Genomic DNA, 19,451 nt, shown 5'->3' with positions numbered 1-19,451 from the left:
AAACACGGTTTCCGATGTGACTTACACGACGATGAACCGGCCCGACCTGACCTTCACGGTCTTGGAGGCGTAGCCTTTATTCCCGCTGTCCATCACCTTGTGAAGCGGAAGAGGGCGGTTGCCGCCGTGTCGCCACAGTCCCCCAGTAACTCGAGCATCTCGACCGACGCAGACCAAGCGGGCAAGAATCCCGCTGCCGCGTTCGGACCGAACGAGTGGCTCGTCGACGAGATCTATCAGCAGTACCTCCAGGACCCGAATTCGGTAGACCGTGCCTGGTGGGACTTCTTCGCCGACTACAAGCCGGGAGCGCCCGCCGCCTCGGCTCCGGCGGGTACCGCGGCCGCGGGGGCCGCGGGCACCACGACGCCCGCGCCACCGCAGGCGCAGCAGGCCGCGGCTCCGGCCGCCCCGGCGCCCACCACGCCCGCGCCCGCCGCTCCGGCGCCCGCGGCGCCCGCCCCGGCTGCTCCGGCCGCCCCGGCCGCTCCCCAGGCCGCAGCGCCCGCTCCGGCGCCCGCGAAGCCCGCCGCGGCTCCGGCCGCCGCGAAGCCGGCCGCCGCCGCGAAGGCCGCGCCCGCCGCCGCGGCGCCCGAGGGTCCCGAGCTGGTCACCCTGCGTGGTCCCGCCGCGGCCGTCGCGAAGAACATGAACGCCTCGCTGGAACTGCCGACGGCCACCTCGGTCCGCGCGGTCCCGGTGAAGCTGCTCTTCGACAACCGGATCGTCATCAACAACCACCTGAAGCGCGCCCGGGGCGGGAAGATCTCCTTCACGCACCTGATCGGCTTCGCGATGGTCCAGGCGATCAAGGCCATGCCGTCGATGAACTACGCGTTCGGCGAGAAGGACGGCAAGCCGACCCTCGTCAAGCCGGCGCACGTCAACCTGGGCCTGGCCATCGACCTGGTGAAGCCCAACGGCGACCGCCAGCTGGTCGTCGCGGCCATCAAGAAGGCCGAGACGCTGAACTTCTTCGAGTTCTGGCAGGCCTACGAGGACATCGTCCGTCGCGCCCGCGACAACAAGCTGACGATGGACGACTTCACCGGTGTCACGGTCTCCCTGACCAACCCCGGCGGCCTCGGCACCGTCCACTCGGTCCCGCGTCTGATGCCCGGCCAGTCGGTCATCATGGGCGTCGGCTCCATGGACTACCCGGCGGAGTTCCAGGGCACCAGCCAGGACACCCTGAACAAGCTCGGCATCTCGAAGGTCATGACGCTCACGTCGACCTACGACCACCGGGTCATCCAGGGCGCCGCCTCCGGCGAGTTCCTGCGCTCGGTCGCGAACCTCCTGCTCGGCGACAACGGCTTCTACGACGACATCTTCGAGGCGCTGCGCATCCCCTACGAGCCGGTCCGCTGGCTCAAGGACATCGACGCCTCGCACGACGACGACGTCACCAAGGCCGCCCGGGTCTTCGAGCTGATCCACTCCTACCGGGTCCGCGGCCACGTCATGGCCGACACCGACCCGCTGGAGTACAAGCAGCGCAAGCACCCCGACCTGGACATCGTCGAGCACGGCCTCACCCTGTGGGACCTGGAGCGGGACTTCGCCGTCGGCGGTTTCGCCGGCAAGTCGATGATGAAGCTGCGCGACATCCTCGGCGTGCTGCGCGACTCGTACTGCCGCACCACCGGCATCGAGTTCATGCACATCCAGGACCCCAAGCAGCGCAAGTGGATCCAGGACCGTGTGGAGCGCCCGCACTCCAAGATGGAGCGCGAGGAGCAGCTGCGGATCCTGCGCCGCCTCAACGCCGCGGAGGCCTTCGAGACCTTCCTGCAGACGAAGTACGTCGGCCAGAAGCGCTTCTCCCTGGAGGGCGGCGAGTCCGTCATCCCGCTGCTCGACGCGGTGCTGGACTCGGCCGCCGAGTCCCGCCTGGACGAGATCATCATCGGCATGGCCCACCGCGGCCGGCTGAACGTGCTCGCCAACATCGTCGGCAAGTCGTACGCGCAGATCTTCCGCGAGTTCGAGGGCAACCTCGACCCGAAGTCGATGCACGGCTCCGGCGACGTGAAGTACCACCTGGGCGCCGAGGGCACCTTCACCGGCCTGGACGGCGAGCAGATCAAGGTCTCGCTGGCCGCCAACCCGTCCCACCTGGAGACGGTCGACCCGGTCATCGAGGGCATCGCCCGCGCCAAGCAGGACATCATCAACAAGGGCGGCACGGACTTCACGGTGCTGCCGGTGGCGATCCACGGCGACGCGGCCTTCGCGGGCCAGGGCGTGGTGGCCGAGACCCTGAACATGTCGCAGCTGCGCGGCTACCGCACCGGCGGCACGGTCCACATCGTCATCAACAACCAGGTCGGCTTCACGGCGGCCCCCGAGTCGTCGCGCTCCTCGATGTACGCCACGGACGTGGCCCGCATGATCGAGGCCCCGATCTTCCACGTGAACGGCGACGACCCGGAGGCCGTGGTGCGCGTCGCGCGCCTCGCCTTCGAGTTCCGTCAGGCGTTCAACAAGGACGTGGTGATCGACCTCATCTGCTACCGCCGCCGCGGTCACAACGAGTCGGACAACCCGGCCTTCACCCAGCCGCTGATGTACGACCTGATCGACAAGAAGCGCTCGGTGCGCAAGCTCTACACCGAGTCCCTGATCGGTCGCGGCGACATCACCCTGGAAGAGGCCGAGCAGGCCCTGCAGGACTACCAGGGCCAGCTGGAGAAGGTCTTCACGGAGGTCCGCGAGGCCACCGCGCAGCCGGCCGCCGCGGACGCCCAGGCGCCGCAGGACGGCTTCCCGATCGCCGTCCCGACGGCGATCTCCACGGAGGTCCTCAAGCGGATCGCCGAGTCCCAGGTCAACATCCCGGACTACTTCACCGTCCACCCGCGTCTGCTGCCGCAGCTGCAGCGCCGGGCGGCGATGATCGAGGACGGCACGATCGACTGGGGCATGGGCGAGACCCTCGCCATCGGCTCGCTGCTGATGGAGGGCACCCCGGTCCGGCTCTCCGGCCAGGACTCCCAGCGCGGCACCTTCGGCCAGCGCCACGCGGTCCTGATCGACCGTGAGACGGGCGCCGACTACACCCCGCTGCTGTACCTGTCCGAGGACCAGGCCCGCTACAACGTCTACAACTCGCTGCTCTCCGAGTACGCGGTGATGGGCTTCGAGTACGGCTACTCGCTCACCCGTCCGGACGCGCTGGTGATGTGGGAGGCCCAGTTCGGCGACTTCGCCAACGGCGCCCAGTCGGTCATCGACGAGTACATCTCGGCGGCCGAGCAGAAGTGGGGCCAGACCTCCGGCGTCACGCTGCTGCTCCCGCACGGCTACGAGGGCCAGGGCCCGGACCACTCCTCGGCCCGTATCGAGCGCTACCTCCAGCTGTGCGCGCAGAACAACATGACGGTCGCGATGCCGACCCTGCCGTCGAACTACTTCCACCTCCTGCGGTGGCAGGTGCACAACCCGCACCACAAGCCGCTGGTCGTCTTCACCCCGAAGTCGATGCTGCGCCTGAAGGCGGCGGCCTCGAAGGCGGAGGAGTTCACGAGCGGGCAGTTCCGCCCGGTCATCGGCGACGCCTCGGTCGAGGCGAACGCGGTCCGCAAGGTCGTCTTCTGCACCGGCAAGGTCTACTACGACCTGGAGGCCGAGCGGCAGAAGCGCGGTGTCACGGACACGGCGATCATCCGTGTCGAGCGCCTGTACCCGCTGCCGGGTGCGGAGCTCCAGGCGGAGGTCAACAAGTACCCGAACGCCGAGAAGTACCTGTGGGCCCAGGAGGAGCCGGCGAACCAGGGTGCCTGGCCGTTCATCGCCCTCAACCTGATCGACCACCTGGACCTGGCGGTCGGCGCGGACGTCCCGGCCGGCGAACGCCTGCGCCGCATCTCCCGCCCGCACAGCTCCTCCCCGGCCGTCGGTTCCGCGAAGCGGCACCAGGCGGAGCAGGAGCAGCTGGTGCGTGAGGTGTTCGAGGCGTAGGCCTGCGGATCCTGAAGGTCAGCACGTCCAAGGGCCCGGTCCCCGTCACGGGGGCCGGGCCCTTCGGCGTTCGTTCCCGCCTCAGCTGGCCTGGGGTTCGAAGTCCCAGTAGGGACGGTTGCGGGCACGGGCCGAGACGGTGTGGACGTGCTGCTTGCCCAGAGTCGCCTCCAGGTCGGTGAGGGCCTCCTGTTCGACCTTTTCGGCCTGCTGGCGAGAGCGCAGTCCGCGCAGGTCGGCCGCGTGGGCGACGCGGGCGGACAGGGTGAGGGGGTGGGTGCGGCCGAGGGTCTCGGTGGCGCGGGCGATGGTGATCCTGCTGAGTTCGGCTGCCGACTCCGTCTCACCGATCAGGTTGCGCAGGGCGGCGGCGTTGATGGCGCAGCCGAGGGTGTGGGGGTGGTTCTCGCCCACGGCCTCGGTCATGTCGGCGAGGGCCTGCTCGATCAGGACGTGCGCGTGTTCGCGCTCGCCGACGTTGCGCAGCACCAGGGCCTGGTTGGCGCGGGCGCCGATGATGAACGGGTGCCCCTCCGGCAGCAGTTGCTCGTACCGGGCGAGGATGGACTCGCTGGTCTCGCGCGCCAGGTCGATGTCGCCGTGCTCACGGTTGTAGCAGCTGTGGCTGACGGCGGCGGAGAGCGTCAGCAGGTCCCGGTCGCCGAGCTTGCGTTCGAAGCCCTCCAGCACCTTCGTGAGCAGCTTTCCGGCCGCCGCGCGGTCCCCGCCGCGCAACTGGCAGAGTGCCAGGTTGTGCTCGGCGCGCAGGGTGTCCTGGTTGGTCCGGCCCGCGACGATCCGGTACTCGCGTACGTTCTTGGCCTGGATGGACTCGGCTTCCGCGTAGCGGCCCAGCAGCCTGAGGCCGATCGAGTACGTCGCCTCGGAGAAGAGTGTCCACAGGTGCCGGCCCGTCAGCACGAGCCGGCGTTGTTCCAGTGTCCGCTGGGCGATGTCCAGCGATTCCTGGTAGCGGCCCATCAGCCTCAGTGTGAAGCCCCAGTTGTTCAGCGCGTTGAGGGTACGTGAGTCCTGCTCGCCGAGGAGTTCCCGGTACATGGGATACAGCTGTTCGTCCAGCGCGAGGGCCTCTTCGTAGCGGCCGAGAGCGCGTACGTCGGCGGCCAGCCCCATGAGCACGCGCAGGTAGTCGAGATCGCGTTCGCCGCGCTCCCGGCGGAGCCGGTCCGCCGCCGCCCGTTCGATGGCCTCCGTCTCCTCCAGCCGTCCTGCCGCGCGCAGCAGGTTGGCGTAGTGGTAGGTCACGTCCCAGATGCGCGGATGCGATTCGCCCAGCAGTTCGCGCCAGGTGTTCAGAGCGCGGCGGCCGAGTTTCCAGCCCGTGGTGTACTCGCCCGCGAAGTACATGTAGCGCAGGCAGTTGAGGACCAGGGTCTGTACCCTGCGGTCCTTGCTGTTGAGGACGTCGGCGTACTTCAGGTGCGGCACGAGCTCCGCGTACGCCTCCCAGTTGCGGGTGTCGGTCGGGCGGCCGGGGTCGGCCTCGGCCAGGGCCCGCCGCACCACGTCGATGAACTCCCGCCGGTCCTCTTCCGGCATGTCCTTGCCGACGACCTGGTGGACCATCCGGTGCAGGTAGACCGACTCACCGGGCGACGGAGCCTCGTCCGCGCCGATCTCGTGGGACTCCAGCCGGACCACGGAGTACTGCCGCAGCTGGTTGATCGCCTTGTTCCAGAGCAGGGGATCGTCCAGCAGCCCGGTGATCTGTTCGGGCAGGTCGTCGTGGGACATCTCGCGCAGCATGCGCACGGGGATGAAGCCCGGTGCGAAGAACGTGCACAGGCGGAGCAGGTCGACGGACTCCGGGACCGTGTCGCGCAGTTTGTTCAGCAGTATCGACCACGCCGTCTGGAAGGCCACCGGGAAGTCGGCGGACACCCGTACGACGTCCTGGTCGACGCCACCCTCCAACAGCGCGATGTAGTCGTCGACGGACAGGTCGGAGTCGTTGAGCCAGCCGGCCGTCTGATCGAGCAGCAGGGGCAGGTCCTCGAGGGCGTCGGCGAGTTGGTCGGCCTCCGGCTCCGTCAGCCGGGGTGCCCGGCGCCGGATGAAGGCGACCGACTCGTCACGGTCGTAGACGCGTACTTCGAGCAGTTTGCTGTTGTGCTCGCTCCACTCGGTGTTCCGGGAGGTGATGAGCACGTGCCCGGAGCCGGTCGGGACCAGGTCCCAGATCTGGTCGGGTTCGTCGGCGCCGTCCAGGATCAGCAGCCAGCGGGAGAAGGGGTTGCCCCGGCGGAGCGAGTCACGGACCGCGCGGAGTCGTTCGCCGTATTCGTCACCCGTCGACAGACCGAGCTTCGGGGCGAGTTCGGCGAGCAGGCGGCGGTAGGTGGCCCGGTTCTCCGCGTTGACCCACCACACCACGTCGTACTCGGAGCCGAAGCGGTACACGTACTCGGCCGCGAGCTGGGTCTTGCCCACCCCGGACATGCCGTGCAGTGTCAGCACACCGGCGCCCGGTTCGCTGCCCTGCAACAGGTGGTACGCGTCGTTCAGCAGCGGCTCGCGGCCCGTGAAGCGGGTGTTGCGGCGCGGCACCCCGCCCCATACCTCCGGCATCGCGGCCGGGAAGCGCGGGCCGCGGGCACCGTCCACCGCCGGGTGGCCGTCGATGGGCAGGTCCAGCCGGTCCAGCAGACGGCGCTCCGCCTCGTCGGAGCCCATGTTGGTCAGGTCGACGGGGGCGAGCACGGCGATGGCCGAGGGGACCGGTGTGCTGGTGACGGAGACAGCGGCGAACTTGGCGGGGTCCGGCGCGACGACCTCGCGCAGCGCCGCGTTCCACTCGTCGAAGGTCCGCGGGCCGAGTTGGAAGTACCGCTCACTGACGAGGATCAGGATCCGGCCCTCGGCCAGGGAGAGTCCGCGCAGGAGGTCCACCAGGGTCTCCTCCGCCGGGGAGTCCCAGCGCACGTAGACGACCCGGATCCCCTGCCGCTCCAGTCTGTCCCCGATCCACGCCGCCCAGGCCCGGTTGAATCCGGCGAAGCTGATCGTGACGGTCTGCCTCGCGGCCCCCCTTTCGGGCAGCCTGACCGGCGTACGAGTTTCAGACATGCGACGGCCTCCACGCGTAGTCATAAAATCCTAGAACCTCGATGCGGCTCTGGGGAGCCCGGCGACTTCGGAACCAACACCTCGGCCCGTCGATCTTTGCGCAGTGGGACGTGAGAAGTCGTCATTTCCGCGATTCACCACGGGGTTGACGCTGAGTCCACAGCACCCGCGCCGCCTTGACGTACGCGTGCGCGCGCGCCGTGTGGCCCCGGGGCGCGGGATGTGCCGCGAGCCGCTCGTGGGTGGCGGCCATCGCGTCGACGAACCGCCGGCCCACCGCTGTGAGGTCCGACGAGCCGACCAGCGCGGGCAGAGCCGCCCCGACCTGGGCGTGGTAGCGCGCGTACAGCGCCCAGGCACCTTCGTCCTGGGCCAGGTCCACCGTGAGCGCCCGGCGCTGGAAGAAGTCCGCGAGGGCGAGGTGCGAGTACGCGCCCTGGAGCAGTCCGTCGTACGGCCGCGGATCCGGGCGCCAGGGCGCGAAGTACCGTGCCGCCGGGCTCGCCCGGTGCAGTTCCACCATCTGGCTCAGCGCCACCAGTTTGGCGTGCTGCAACTCGTGGACGAGGATCGCGGCGAAGGCGACCGGGGTGGCGGGGGCGTTGCTGAGCAGGGCACCGAACGCCTCGCGCCGGGTTCCGCTGCAACTGCCCCGGCCCTCCGCCCCGGGCAGCATCTCCAGGGGCACCAGGCAACGGAGCAGCGCCTGTGCCTCCGTGAGCCGCCGCTCGCCGCCGGTGCGCAGTACGGCGGCGGTGCCGGACCAGTTCTGGAGCCACCGTTTGCGTTCGGCGTCGTCCGGGGCCGCCGGTCCGCTCAGCGCGTACCGGTCCGGATCGCCGGGCGGCACCCGGTAGGGGTCGAGGTCGTCCAGGGGCATGGGCGCCGCACCGGGAACGAGGCCGGGCAGCGCGTACGCCGAGGTCCAGGCGAGCGAACCGGACCAGGCGCCGATGCCGTTCTCCAGGTGCACAACGGTCTGGTCAATCGTCATACGACCTTGCCGAAAGGTCACTTGTACCCGCGCGTCGCCACGCTCGGCGGTGTGCAGCGCGCCCAGCGACGGAAGGACCAGGACGCCGTCACGGGCGATCAGCTCCGTGGTGAACGAGATTCCGGCACGGGCCGCGGCCACGGCCGCGAGGGCGCTGAAGTAGGACAGATCGCGGGCGAGTTCGCGACGCCGGTCCGGGGTCGAGGGGCTGGTCCGCGGGTCGAGGGCGGTCAGGCAGCGCCGGGCCCAGGGTCCCGTCAGCGGATACCAGAGCCTGGCCCGCGCCGGGGAGCGCGAGGCCGTACGGTCCGCCTCCGTGAGCAGCGCCCAGTCCTCCTTCAGCCTCGCCTTCGCCGCCGCCGGGCAGGTCCTGGAATCCGCCGTCTCCGCCGCGTCCAGCACCGCCCGCAACAGAATCAGCCGCCGGGTGTCCTGGTCGCGGTTCAGCAGAGCGAGCGTGTCGGCCTCGCCCCCGGTGCGTGCGAGTTCGGCGAGGGACCGGTCCGGGAGTGGCGGGAGTATCACCGGGTTCCCCCTTCGCAGGAAGCCGGCGCAGGCACCGCTTCCATGGCGAGCCGGCCGGCCACATGCCGGATGAAACGCTCCAGGTCGGGGCAGTACACCGAGGGATTGCGGAAGCCGTTCCCGGCCCGGTAGCGGTGCGCGTAGTGGCCGCCGCCGCAGACCGACAGCAGCGGGCAGGACCGGCAGTCGTCGGCGAGGGCCGCCGCGCCCGCCTGCCGTGCGGCGACCCCGGGGTGCCGTAACGCCAGGTCGAAAGTGTGCCGGAAGACGTCCAGGCCGGTCCGTGCGGCGCCCTCGTAGGCCGACTTCAGCGAGTCGACCTGTTCGATCGACCCGTCCGTCTCCACGACGAGCGCGTCGAAGGGGGCCAGTCCGAGGGATTCGGTGGCCGCCGGTAACCCCAGCAACAGGGCCAGGCACTCCTCGAACAGCCTTATCCGGGTCGCCCGTCGCCCGGCCGACCACCAACGGTCGAAGACCGCGCACAGCCAGTCGCCATACCGGACTCCTGAGCGATGCGGCGGCGGCGCCGACCAGTTGCCGTGCGGCAGCAGCAGGTCCACGGCGGGTGGGCGGAGTTCGAGCAGGGATTCGTACGTCTCCACCGGGTCCAGCGTGGGGTCCACGACGGTCAGGACGCCCGCGTACGACTCCGGGTAGCGGTCGGCGACCAGGCGCGCCCCGCGCACCGCGGCCGGCCAGGACGGGCGGCCCGCGTGGTCGACGCGACGCGCGTTGTGCTCGGCGCGGCCGCCGTCGAGGCTGATGCCGATCCGGATGCCGTGCCGGGCCAGGACCGTGAGCCGGGCCTCGGTCAGGAGGGTGGCGTTGGTCTGGACGGTGGGGCGGACCGCGCAGTCGGCGGGCACGCGTGCGCGCACGGCGTCGGTGAAGCGGGCCAGGGTGTCGGCGCCCGCCAGCAGGGGTTCGCCGCCGTGCAGAACCAGGGAGACCGCGGTCAGGCCGTGGGTGCGGGCATGCTCGGCGATGCGGTCGGCGGTGCGGTCCAGGACGGCGGGCGGGGCGGCGGCCGGGCGGGTGCGCCAGGTGCGGTCGGGGCCCTCGTAGAGGTAGCAGTAGGTGCAGGCCAGGTTGCACCGGCCGTGCACCTTCACGATGAACTGGCGGAAGGGGTGACCGGTCGTAGACAATCCAGCACCCCCATGCCGTACGCCGTTCCACCCGTATCAGGGCGCATTCCCGGTCGGAGACCGGACGTAAACCCGGTGCGATCGAAGTCGCCTTTTTCTGACTCCATTTGACCGAACGCGACCGCCTTTCACAGCGCCATGTGGCTCACAACTCCCGTTTCCGGTGGCTCACATCGCGTTGTTGAAGCCCCAGAGCATCTCGCTCGGCCGCTCCGCACGCTCGCGCAGTCCCTCCAGCACCTCGTGCAGGACCGGATGCTGAATGGTCCTCAGCTCCTCCAGGTCCAGGTCCAGCAGTTCCGGCAACGGCTCGTCCGTCATCTCCCCGTTCCTCTCCTCTCGGCCGCTCTGTGGCGCGCTCACTCCAGCTCAGCCAGCCGCTCGGCCGTGTCGTCGGCCGTCGGCTCTCCCGAACCCAGCGTGCCCTCCGGCAGCCGCGACCACTCCGTGCGGGCGGCCCGGTAGGCCTCGCGGGCGGCCCGTGGACGGGCGGCCGCCTCGTAGGACATACCCCGCCAGTGGTGAGCCTGCGCGCCCAGCACCACCGCTTCCTGGCGGCGGCGCTCGGTACGGGCCTCCGCCTCCGCCTCGCGGGCCGACTCGGCGGCGAGACGGAAGGCGTCCACCGCCTCGTCGAGCCGGGTCGGGCGGCCGAGGCTGTGGTAGGCCTCGTACTGCGCCTGCCCCAGCTCCAGCCGGCAGCGGGCGGCCAGCAGCGGGCCGTCCGCGGCGGTCGCCGCGAGCCCGAAGAGGTGCTCGGCCTCGCGGAGATCCACGCGGTCGCCGCGCAGCCGGTAGCGGAGGATCAGGGCACGGCCGAGCAACAGCAGCCGGAGGCCGAGCTCCCGGTTCCCCGTGGAGGTCTCCCGGCGGCAGTCCCGCAGCACCCGGATCGCCTGCGACAGCGGCGCCCACGCACGGTCGCCGGTCTCCGAGTCCGCCCGGCGCAACAGCGCCTCACCCCACTCGGCGAGGACCTGCGAGTACTCGGGGTCGTCCCGCGGCATCTCCGCCGCCGCACCCGCGAACGCGGCCGCCGCGTCCTGGAGTTCGCGCGGATCGCCGGTCTCCGCGTACCGGGCGACCCGAACGCGCCCGGCCCGCAGATGCAGGGCGGACCGCCGGCCGCGCTTCCGGGTGACCGCCAGCGCCTCGTCGACCAGGTCCTGGGCCTCGTCCAGGGAGGCGCCCGCACACAGCAGGGCGTCCACCAGGTCGAGCCGTATCCTCACCCCGTCCGGGGTCTCGGGGGCGCCCTCCAGGGCGTCGCGCAGCGAGCGGGAGGCCTGTTCCGCATAGCCGCGGGCCTGCTCGGGGTCGGTCGTCGCGGCCGACAGGCGCAGCAGGATCCGGCCGTGCGCGCGCGGCAGTTCGGGCGGCCGGTGCCGGCGGTCCGGCCAGGCGTCGGCGAACGCCTCCAGCATGCCGACCGCACTCTGCAGCAGCGCGCTGTCGCCGCCGAGGCTCCACTGCGCCTCCAGCGCGCCGACCCGCTCCAGCGTCAGCCGCAGCGCCTCCCGCTGATCGAGGTCGGGGGCGCCGCACGCCACCACGTACTCCCGGTCGGCACGACGCAGCAGGTCGAGGGCGCCCGCCCGGTCGCCGTGCCGCCTGCGGTCGGTGGCGGCGGCCCGCAACACCCGGGCCAGGACGGCCCGTTCGCGCCGGGCATGGGGATGGGCCACGGCCCGCTCCGCCGCTTCCTCGGCCTCGTACAGCAGATCCGCGCCGCCCTGCACCTCCCACAGGCGCAGCGTGCAGTGCGCGTACTCCGCCCACAGTTCCGGGTCCGCCCCCACGGGCCGCTCGTGCTCGGTGGCCCCGCGCAGCAGCTGCACGGCGTCGATCAGGTCCTGCACCATGCCCTCGGTGTCGAACCGGGCGAGCAGGGCGCGGGCCCGGTCGACCGCCTGGTGGGTGCGATGTTCGCCCGGTCGTACGGCGGTGTCGCGGCCGCCGTAGAGGCGGAACTGCTCGGGCAGCGGCATGAAACGCTCCAGGACGCGGGCCGCGACCTCGGCGAAGGGCTGCGGGACGAGGGTCGCGTCGCCGTTGTCGCCGCCCTGGGCCGGGTAGCCGGTGCCCGGTGGGGTGTACGGCCGCCCGGAGTCGCCGTCGCCGAGCTGGGCGAGGGCGAGGGCGGGGAAGTTGGGGCCGCCCTTGCCGAAGCGCTGCTCGATGTACTCGGAGCAGTGCTTGAGGACGAGCAGGGCCTCGTCGCGGCCGAGCGTGGAGAGCAGCGCCTCCTGGACCTCGGGGGCCATCTCGTACCACTGGGTGCCGTCCGTGTGCTGGTCGGCGTGGTCCTCGCGGGCCCGGGTGACCAGGCCGCCGAGCAGCACCTCGGCGAGTTCGGAGGGGCCGGAGTCGGGCAGCATGGTCCGTTGGACCAGTTGCATCACCGGGAGGCTGAGCGGGGCGGCGGCCAGGTAGACGGCGAGCCGGCCGGCGCTCGGGGAGGCGCCGGACTGGAACCTGCTGACCCGCTCGATCGGCGACAGCACCCGCCCGGCGCGTCCGGCCGGCGCGGGCGGCTGGTCCGCGCGCACCCAGCCCACCGCGCCCGCCACCGGGCCGGCACCGACCCCGGACAGCAGCCTCGCCCATGCCCCGAGCGCCACCGGCTCGGGCGGCAGCACCGGCACCGGTACGGCACCCCGTGGGCCGCCGGACGCGGCTCCGGCCGGGGTGCGCACCCGCAGCGCGGTGGCGCCGCCCAGCGTCTCGCCGCGGCTCAGCTCCCCGTAGGTCACGGGCAGCCTGGTGCGGCTCCACATCCGCTGCGGCAGCGGCTGGAGCACGGCTACCGGCGCCTGCCGGGACAGGTGGTGCAGCAGCCGGTGGGCGCGGCCGCTGTGCCACAGCGGTCCGGCACAGTCGCTGATCAGGACGGTGATCCGGCGCCCGGTCGGATCGCTGAGGCGGTCCGCGGTGTGCAGCGGGGCCGCGTGCGCGTCCGGGCTGCGGCCGACCGCCGGCTCGCCGTCGGGGCCGGTGTGCAGATGGCTGATCTGGATGTCCCCGAAGGCACCCAACTGGCCGAAGACCTGGACCAGTTCATCGAACATCCGGTCCCAGACCCGCATCGACGGGGAGGCCTCCAGGACCAGTTGGAGGCGGGCGTCGCCCCGGGTCACCGCACGGTACACGGGCAGGATCAGACCGCCCGCGCGGGCGCTTTGCTCGGCGGTCCGCGTCTCGTCCAGTTCGGCGCGCAGCGGCGGTGCGGCGCTGCGGTAGGCCTGCAACGGCCGTAAAGCGCGCTGGAGTTCGAGTGGCGCGGGCAGCGCGGGGGCGGCGGGTACGCCGACCGGCAGCCCGGTGATCCGGCCGGCCGGCCTGCTGTGCCCGCCGCCGTGCTGCTGCGGCACGGGGTACAGGGAGGTACGGCGATCGGCTCCACCGGCGCCGGCGGCGGAAGGCACCGGCCGCGCCGGCCGGCTCTCACCGCCCGCCGACGGGGTGTCCCCCGACGGGTCCTTCGGCGGTACGACGGGCCTCTTCGGCAGGCCGCCACCACCGGGGCCGGGGACCGCCTGCTCCGCCGCCGTCCCGACGGCGGGCCGAGCCCACCGGGCCAGCCAGAGGGCGTCGCTCAGCCCCTCGGTGTCCGGGTCGAGCCCGGCCTCCCGCAGCCTGCGGACGAGTTCGGCCAGCGGGTCGCCGTCGGCGGGGCCGCCCGGTTCCGGGCCGCCGCCGGCCGCGCCGGGGCCGCCCCGGTCCCCGTCGGCGCTCCCGGCCGTCCCGGGCACGCCGGAGAGCTCTGCCGCCGGGTCACCGGGAGACGTACCGGGCGCGCCCGGTGCCCGGTCCTGGCCGGGTGGCAGGGGGCCGTGTCGGGGGGCTGCGTCCGGCATCAGCGGCTCACCTCGGGCGGTCGAGCCGCTGGATGAGCAGGTCGGCGAGCCGGTCGCGGCTGGGCGGGGCGGCTGCGTCGGTGAGGTAGACGGCGTTCAGCAGCTGGTCGGCGGCGAGCAGCTCGCTGCGGGAACGCTCCAGGAAACGGCTGATCAGATCGTCGCCCGCGCGGGCCGCCTCGTCGCCGAGGTGGGCGCGGACGAAGGTGGCGAGGCGGTTGTGGTCGGGGCGGTCCAGTTCGAGATGGATGCAGCGGCGCATCAGCGGGGCCGGGAAGTCCCGCTCGCCGTTGCTGGTGAGGACCACGAACGGGAAGGCCCGGCAGCGCACCCGGCCGTCGCGGATCCGGACCTTGGTGCCGTCGGCGGTGAGCACCTCGGCCTCGCCGTCCGGCAGCCGGTCGGCGATCCGCTGGAGCTCGGGGATCTCGAACTCCCCTTCCTCCAGCACGTTCAGCAGGTCGTTGGGCAGGTCGATGTCGCTCTTGTCGAGCTCGTCGATCAGCAGCACGCGCGGGGTGTCGGAAGGCAGCAGGGCCGTGCCGAGCGGGCCCAGGCGGACATAGCTGCCGATCGCTTCCACGGCACCCGGGGTGCCGCCGGCGGTGCCGTACCCGCCCTGCGCGGCGATCTGGACGTCCTGGAGCCGGGCGATGGCGTCGTAGTGGTAGAGGCCGTCCTGGAGCGTGGAGCGGCTGACGATGGACCAGCGCAGCACGTCGCCCAGACCGAGTTCGTACGCCACCGAGTGCGCCAGGGTGCTCTTGCCCGCTCCGGGGCTGCCGGTGACGAGGAGCGGGCGGCGCAGATACAGCGCCGCGTTGATCATCTCCAGCTCCTCGGCGCCGGGCCGGTGCAGCTCGGCCAGGTGCCGGTTGGCGCCGAGCCTGCGGTCCCGGGAGCCGTCGCCGTCGTCGGCCGCGTCCCGGCCGGAGAAGTCCCGCCAAGGGGGCGGCGGGGGCAGCCTGTTCATGCCGTCATGGGGTTCGCCGGCGCCTCGGTAGATGAGCCACTCACTGGATTCGGTCATGTCCGGTCCTCGTCGTCACTCGTCCGTCCGGTCCCCACGGCAGCCATCGAACGTCCATCACGTTATCGACCTTCAGGAGACCCCGTAAGGGCCTCACACAGGGCGCGCGAGTTCACGGTGCCTGGAGCAGGTCGCCCGTACCGGGCAGGGGTCGGTGCGGGTCGTCGTACAGGAGAGCGACGTCCTTGGCCCAGAACGCCTCCGTGAGCCCCTCGCGCACCTGTTTGCGCAGCCTGTGCACCGATTCGGGCAGCTCCCAGGCACCATCCACGTCGTAGACGGTCATCCTGGCGCCCCGGTGGAACTCACCGCACACGGAGTCGGTCCGGCGGCTCCAGCGTCGCCACAGCACCACCCCGTACCCCGCCCGGACGATCCGGCCGAGGGCGGTGGCGTCGTCCGGGTAGCGCCGGTCGCCCTGCCGGCACAGCACCGGGACGGTCCCGGGCGCGAGGCCGCGCAGCACGGCCACGCCGGACACCGGCCGGCGCACCGCGTCGTCGCAGTCCAGTATCTCGGCCCTGGCCCGGTTCTCGGCCCGCTCCCGTCCGTCGTGCACCCGGTGCCAGCGGTCACGGCGGTCGGACTCCTCGTCGTCGCCGGGGAATCCGTCGCCCGGGAACCCGTCACCGGGGCCCTCGCCGCCGTACCAGCCGTCCTCCTCCCCCGGCAGCTGGTCACGGTCCTTGCAGCGGACCACGACCGGCCGTTCGACGCCCAACGGGTCGGCGCCGGGCCGCAGCCGCCACTCGTCCACCGGGAGGTCGAGCAGCAGATGCGGCAGCGCGGCCTGCAGCGGGACCGGCCGGCCGGGCTCGTCACAGCGGCGGAACGCCTCGGCCAGCGGCTCGGCGACCCGGGCGGCGAGGTCGGCGAGCGGGGCACCCTGCCCGTCGTCGAGCCGGGTCGCCTCGCCGTCGGCCCGCACCACCGCGACCGACCAGTCGCAGTGGCCGCGGTTCCAGGCCAGATGCTCCACCTCGAGCAGGACGGACTGGTCGCGCGCGGTGTGCGGATGGTCCCGGCCCTGCTCCCCCGCCGCCCCCGCGACCCGGTGATCGCCGCGGTCGCGGCCGGTCCGCTCGCGCAGCCGGTCACCGAGGTGCTGGGCGCGCCTGCGGGCCAGCTCGCTGCGGTAGTCGCTGTCCAGCCGGGTCGCGGCCTGCTTGATCCACTCCCACAGGGCCTGCTCGGCGTCCAGCACGAAGGGCGTGACCGGGCGCTCGGCGGTCATGACCCGCATCGCGTACTCGGCGACGAGGCGCAGCGCGCCGTCGTTGCGCACGTTCTCGTACACCGCGCCGAGGCCGTCCCGCCAGCCGCGCGGTGCGAGCGACAGGGCCGGCGGCCGGAAGTTCGGCAGCGAGTGGAGGATGTCCAGCAGGCCACGGGTACTGTCCGGCGGCGGCAGGTCGGCGAGCCGGCCGAGCAGCTCCACCCGCTCGTCCGGGCTCAGGGTGCGGCCCGGACGGGTGCCGAGTTCGGCCTGGAGGTCGGTCCAGGTGGGGCGCCCGGCGTCGGTGGGCTGCTGGCGGTCGCGGTGGTAGCGGTCGTGGGCGTGACAGACGGCCTGGTAGAGGTCGTGCTGGTACGGGTCGTGGTGGCGCAGCCCGTGCCGGTACAGGTCGTGCCGCCGGTCGCCCGGCGCCGCCTGCAGGGTGCGCAGCCGCTCGATCCCGATGGAGGTGCCGCCCGATCCGTGGGCCGCACGTGCCTTGAGCACGCCGACGACCTCGCCGCGCACCGGGTCGATCACCGGCCCGCCGGAGACCCCGGGCGGCAGTTCGTTCTCGCCGAGGCGCATCTGGACACCCGCCGACCAGCCGCCGACGGTGCCGTGCACGGTGAGGAAGCCGTCGAGGATCTCGGGCCGGCCCTGGTAGGAGGTCCAACCCGCGTAGAACACCCGGCCCTCGGTGTAGTGCGGCATCGGCCGCTCGGAGACGTAGACACAGTCGTGGTCCACCGGCTCGCGCAACCGGACGAGCGCCAGGTCCGGGGCGGGCCAGCCGCCCTGGACGGGTGGGTCGACGTGCTCGGGGAGGGTCGCGGCGACCTTGCCGGGCACCGCGCAGGGCTCCTCGAAGGGACCGGGCTGATAGACCACCGTGACCTCGCCCCCCTCCCCGCCGTGGATCACATGGGCACAGGTCAGCACCCAGTTCGGTGCGATGAAGAAGCCACTGCCGAGGAACGCCCCGGACTCCTCCGGGGCATACCCGACACCTGTGCGATGGATGCGTACGGTGGCCGCCATCACGAGTTCACGCAGCGCGTGGTGGGCCGGATCCCAGCCGCCGGACGCGCCCCCGTCGTGCCGGTCCGTCATTCCGCGCCCCCGGCCCCGGCTCCCTGGGCGCCCCCGTGCACCGGGGCGCCGCCGGACGCGCCCGCGCGAGCGGCCGGGGAGCCGTCGTGACCGGCGTCCGGATCGGGCGGGCCGCCCCCGTGCCAGGTCAGGGTGACCGTGATGGCCGCCTTCGCCTCCCCGTCCGCGAGCAGCCCGACGACCTTGCCGGCCTTCGCGGTCAGCTCGATGCCGAACTCGACGCTCACCTCGTCGGGCCGCACCGCCCGCAACGGCTCGGCGAGCGACCGCGCGACCCCGCCGACCAGCGAGTTCAGGCTCTCGACAGTCGCCTCCACACGCTCGGTGAACCCGGTGTCCGTGTACGACAACTCCCCCGACGGCACGGCCAGTTCCTCGGCGCCCGAGATCCGCGCCCACACCGGTGTACCGTCCGGCAACCGCACCCGCGCTATCCGCGCGGCGTCCTGCTCCATGCCGCTCCCCCGTTCCCCCGAGCCCCGTGTGCTCCCTACGCCGTACCGTTCGTGGTTTCCCGCCCTTCCCGCACGGGAACACATCGCCGCTTCAATCCACGGGGAAAGAGTCCTTCCCGCCGGAGCCGAGCCCTACCCTTCGCCGGCGGCACACCTTTGCCGTCGGCCTAGGCTGGTAGGCGCCCACCACCGGGCACCCACACGTGCAGGCAGCAGGAGAGCGACCCATGTACTTCACCGACCGAGGCATCGAGGAACTGGAGAAGCGGCGCGGCGAGGAGGAGATCACCTTCGAGTGGCTCGCGGAACAGCTCCGCACCTTCGTCGACCTGAACCCCGACTTCGAGGTCCCGGTGGAGCGCCTGGCGACCTGGCTGGCCCGACTGGACGACGAGGACGAGGAGTAGGAGGCCCGCCCCTCGCGAAGCGGCCCGCCCGGGGCGCGGGAACCAGGCGACCGGCCCCCACCGGCCCGTGGCGGGGGGCAGCGCCGAGCCCTCGGCCGGCCGTCGGTCAGTCCCGCGGAAACACCGTCTCGTACGACAGCTCCATCGCCCCGTGCGCCATCAGCACCGCCCCCACCGCGGCCCACGGCACACTGCGCCGGCGCATCCCCCACGCCACGGCCGGCAGCCCCACCGCCATCTCGGCCAGCGCCACCCGATGGGCTCTCGGCAGGCCGTACGCGCCCGGCGGCGTACGTGTGCCGGGCCCCGGAGGCCGGGAGAAGGCCCTGGATTCATCCGTCGACATGGACACACGGTAGGCAATTAATCCACCTAGCGCCCGATATGCGACTACTCGATCCCTTCCAGAGGTCAACACAGAGCCCAACCGACCACCCCGAAGAGCGCCTTGACTTCCGACAGCCACGATATATCGTGTTTATGGAAGACGCGATATGGCGCGAGCCGTGCACGCGCGTCTCGTACGCAGCCGCCATGCCCGGCCGAGGGAGGTCCGCACCATGTCCGAGTGGTCCGTCGCTGAACCCAGGAAGCTCACCTTCGACACCCCCGTGAGCGATCTGCACGTGCGCATCGTCAACGGAACAGTCAACGTCGTGGGCACGGACGAGGGTTCCGCCCGCCTGGAAGTCTCCGAGATCGAGGGACCGCCCCTGACCGTCACGCACCACGACGGCACCCTCACGGTCGCCTACGAGGACCTGCCCTGGAAGGGCTTCCTCAAGTGGCTCGACCGCAAGGGCTGGCGGCGCAGCGCCGTCGTCTCGCTCGCCGTCCCGGCGGAGACCCGCGTGGAGGTGGGCGTGGTCGGCGCCGCCGCGGTCGTCTCCGGGATCAGCGGCACGTCGGTGGTCAAGGGCGTCACCGGCGACACGACCCTGGTCGGCCTCGCCGGCCAGGTCCGCGCGGACACCGTCTCCGGGAACCTGGAGGCCCAGGCCGTCACCGGCGACCTGCGGTTCAACTCGGTCTCCGGAGACCTGACCGTCGTCGAGGGCTCGGGCTCCGCCGTGCGCGCGGACTCGGTCAGCGGCTCCATGATCATCGACCTGGACCCGGACGGTCCGACGGACGTCCGGCTGACCAGCGTCTCCGGCGAGATCGCCATCCGGCTGCCGCATCCGGCCGACGCCGAGGTCGAGGCCAACACCGCGAGCGGCACGATCTCCAACGCCTTCGACGGACTGCGGGTGCACGGCCAGTGGGGCGCCCACAAGATCACCGGGCGCCTCGGCGCGGGCACCGGCAAGCTCCGCGCCACCACGGTCTCCGGTTCCATCGCCCTGCTGCGACGCCCGCCCAAGGAGGACGACGACGAGAAGACGGCCTGGGAGTCCGGCCCGACGCCCGGCCCCTCCGGACCGAGGGAACCCGTCGGGCCGACGGAACCCGTAGGGCCGACAGGACCTGTGGGTCCGACGGCACCCGTAGGGCCGACGGGGTCGTCCGCCCCGTCCGCACCCGCCTCGCCCTCCGCGCCCGCCTCCGGGTCCGACACCGGTACCGGGACCGGGTCCGACAGGTCCGAGACCGGATCGGGGCCCGGGTCCGCAGACCCGGCCGACGGTACGACCGACAAGAAGGTGCTCTGAG

12 protein-coding genes are annotated in these 19,451 nt (G+C 72.3%); 3 read left to right on the top strand and 9 right to left on the bottom strand.

What is annotated here, in order from left to right; all coding sequences use genetic code 11:
* The first annotated feature begins 126 nt into the window (after positions 1 to 126).
* Positions 127 to 3,963, top strand: coding sequence for a multifunctional oxoglutarate decarboxylase/oxoglutarate dehydrogenase thiamine pyrophosphate-binding subunit/dihydrolipoyllysine-residue succinyltransferase subunit (locus tag ACWDGI_RS04280; RefSeq protein ID WP_450755116.1), 3,837 nt, complete (start codon positions 127 to 129; stop codon positions 3,961 to 3,963).
* An 81-nt stretch (positions 3,964 to 4,044) separates the two neighbouring features.
* Here ACWDGI_RS04280 and fxsT read toward each other — a convergent pair whose 3' ends face one another.
* From fxsT to ACWDGI_RS04240, 8 genes are all read right to left on the bottom strand, one after another.
* On the bottom strand, positions 4,045 to 7,050 hold the full coding sequence (fxsT, locus tag ACWDGI_RS04275; protein WP_450755114.1) for an FxSxx-COOH system tetratricopeptide repeat protein: 3,006 nt from the start codon (positions 7,048 to 7,050) through the stop codon (positions 4,045 to 4,047).
* A 121-nt stretch (positions 7,051 to 7,171) separates the two neighbouring features.
* Positions 7,172 to 8,566, bottom strand: coding sequence for an aKG-HExxH-type peptide beta-hydroxylase (locus ACWDGI_RS04270; RefSeq protein WP_450755315.1), 1,395 nt, complete (start codon positions 8,564 to 8,566; stop codon positions 7,172 to 7,174).
* Complete coding sequence (locus ACWDGI_RS04265) at positions 8,566 to 9,720, bottom strand: FxsB family cyclophane-forming radical SAM/SPASM peptide maturase (protein ID WP_450755112.1); 1,155 nt, start codon at positions 9,718 to 9,720, stop codon at positions 8,566 to 8,568. Before ACWDGI_RS04265 ends, ACWDGI_RS04270 begins: the two co-directional genes overlap by 1 nt.
* Before the next feature lie 168 nt (positions 9,721 to 9,888).
* Positions 9,889 to 10,041, bottom strand: coding sequence for an FxSxx-COOH cyclophane-containing RiPP peptide (gene fxsA / locus ACWDGI_RS04260; protein ID WP_450755110.1), 153 nt, complete (start codon positions 10,039 to 10,041; stop codon positions 9,889 to 9,891).
* A gap of 38 nt (positions 10,042 to 10,079) precedes the next feature.
* A complete protein-coding gene (locus ACWDGI_RS04255) occupies positions 10,080 to 13,577 on the bottom strand; it encodes an SAV_2336 N-terminal domain-related protein (protein WP_450755108.1) in 3,498 nt (1,165 codons plus the stop codon).
* Between the two features lie 7 nt (positions 13,578 to 13,584).
* Positions 13,585 to 14,607, bottom strand: a complete 1,023-nt coding sequence (locus ACWDGI_RS04250; protein WP_450755106.1) for an AAA family ATPase — start codon at positions 14,605 to 14,607, stop codon at positions 13,585 to 13,587.
* Positions 14,608 to 14,719: 112 nt separating this feature from the next.
* On the bottom strand, positions 14,720 to 16,936 hold the full coding sequence (locus ACWDGI_RS04245; protein WP_450755104.1) for a VMAP-C domain-containing protein: 2,217 nt from the start codon (positions 16,934 to 16,936) through the stop codon (positions 14,720 to 14,722).
* A complete protein-coding gene (locus ACWDGI_RS04240) occupies positions 16,933 to 17,391 on the bottom strand; it encodes a CU044_2847 family protein (protein ID WP_450755102.1) in 459 nt (152 codons plus the stop codon). The genes ACWDGI_RS04245 and ACWDGI_RS04240 overlap by 4 nt, the downstream gene beginning before the upstream one ends.
* Positions 17,392 to 17,618: 227 nt before the next feature.
* Between ACWDGI_RS04240 and ACWDGI_RS04235 the strand changes: the two genes are divergently transcribed.
* A complete protein-coding gene (locus tag ACWDGI_RS04235) occupies positions 17,619 to 17,798 on the top strand; it encodes a DUF6104 family protein (protein ID WP_152776632.1) in 180 nt (59 codons plus the stop codon).
* 106 nt (positions 17,799 to 17,904) lie between these two features.
* On the opposite strand, the gene ACWDGI_RS04230 is transcribed toward ACWDGI_RS04235, so the two are convergent.
* Positions 17,905 to 18,144: a hypothetical protein gene (locus ACWDGI_RS04230; RefSeq protein WP_450755100.1), complete on the bottom strand. Its 240-nt coding sequence runs from the start codon at positions 18,142 to 18,144 to the stop codon at positions 17,905 to 17,907.
* Positions 18,145 to 18,358: 214 nt separating this feature from the next.
* Here ACWDGI_RS04230 and ACWDGI_RS04225 point away from each other — a divergent pair, with 214 nt between their 5' ends.
* A complete protein-coding gene (locus ACWDGI_RS04225; RefSeq protein ID WP_450755098.1) occupies positions 18,359 to 19,450 on the top strand; it encodes a DUF4097 family beta strand repeat-containing protein in 1,092 nt (363 codons plus the stop codon).
* Position 19,451 lies beyond the last annotated feature (1 nt).

This window comes from Streptomyces sp. NPDC001220 (assembly GCF_053597895.1).
Note: the sequence above shows the minus strand (reverse complement) of the source record. Positions and strands in the feature narration are given on the sequence as shown.

Excerpts from the sequence above, each read along its gene's own strand:
- fxsT (WP_450755114.1), bottom strand. The coding sequence starts at position 7,050 with ATGTCTGAAACTCGTACGCCGGTCAGGCTGCCCGAAAGGGGGGCCGCG.
- fxsA (WP_450755110.1), bottom strand. The coding sequence starts at position 10,041 with ATGACGGACGAGCCGTTGCCGGAACTGCTGGACCTGGACCTGGAGGAG.
- ACWDGI_RS04255 (WP_450755108.1), bottom strand. The coding sequence starts at position 13,577 with ATGCCGGACGCAGCCCCCCGACACGGCCCCCTGCCACCCGGCCAGGAC.
- ACWDGI_RS04250 (WP_450755106.1), bottom strand. The coding sequence starts at position 14,607 with ATGACCGAATCCAGTGAGTGGCTCATCTACCGAGGCGCCGGCGAACCC.
- ACWDGI_RS04245 (WP_450755104.1), bottom strand. The coding sequence starts at position 16,936 with ATGACGGACCGGCACGACGGGGGCGCGTCCGGCGGCTGGGATCCGGCC.
- ACWDGI_RS04240 (WP_450755102.1), bottom strand. The coding sequence starts at position 17,391 with ATGGAGCAGGACGCCGCGCGGATAGCGCGGGTGCGGTTGCCGGACGGT.
- ACWDGI_RS04235 (WP_152776632.1), top strand. The coding sequence starts at position 17,619 with ATGTACTTCACCGACCGAGGCATCGAGGAACTGGAGAAGCGGCGCGGC.
- ACWDGI_RS04230 (WP_450755100.1), bottom strand. The coding sequence starts at position 18,144 with ATGTCGACGGATGAATCCAGGGCCTTCTCCCGGCCTCCGGGGCCCGGC.
- ACWDGI_RS04225 (WP_450755098.1), top strand. The coding sequence starts at position 18,359 with ATGTCCGAGTGGTCCGTCGCTGAACCCAGGAAGCTCACCTTCGACACC.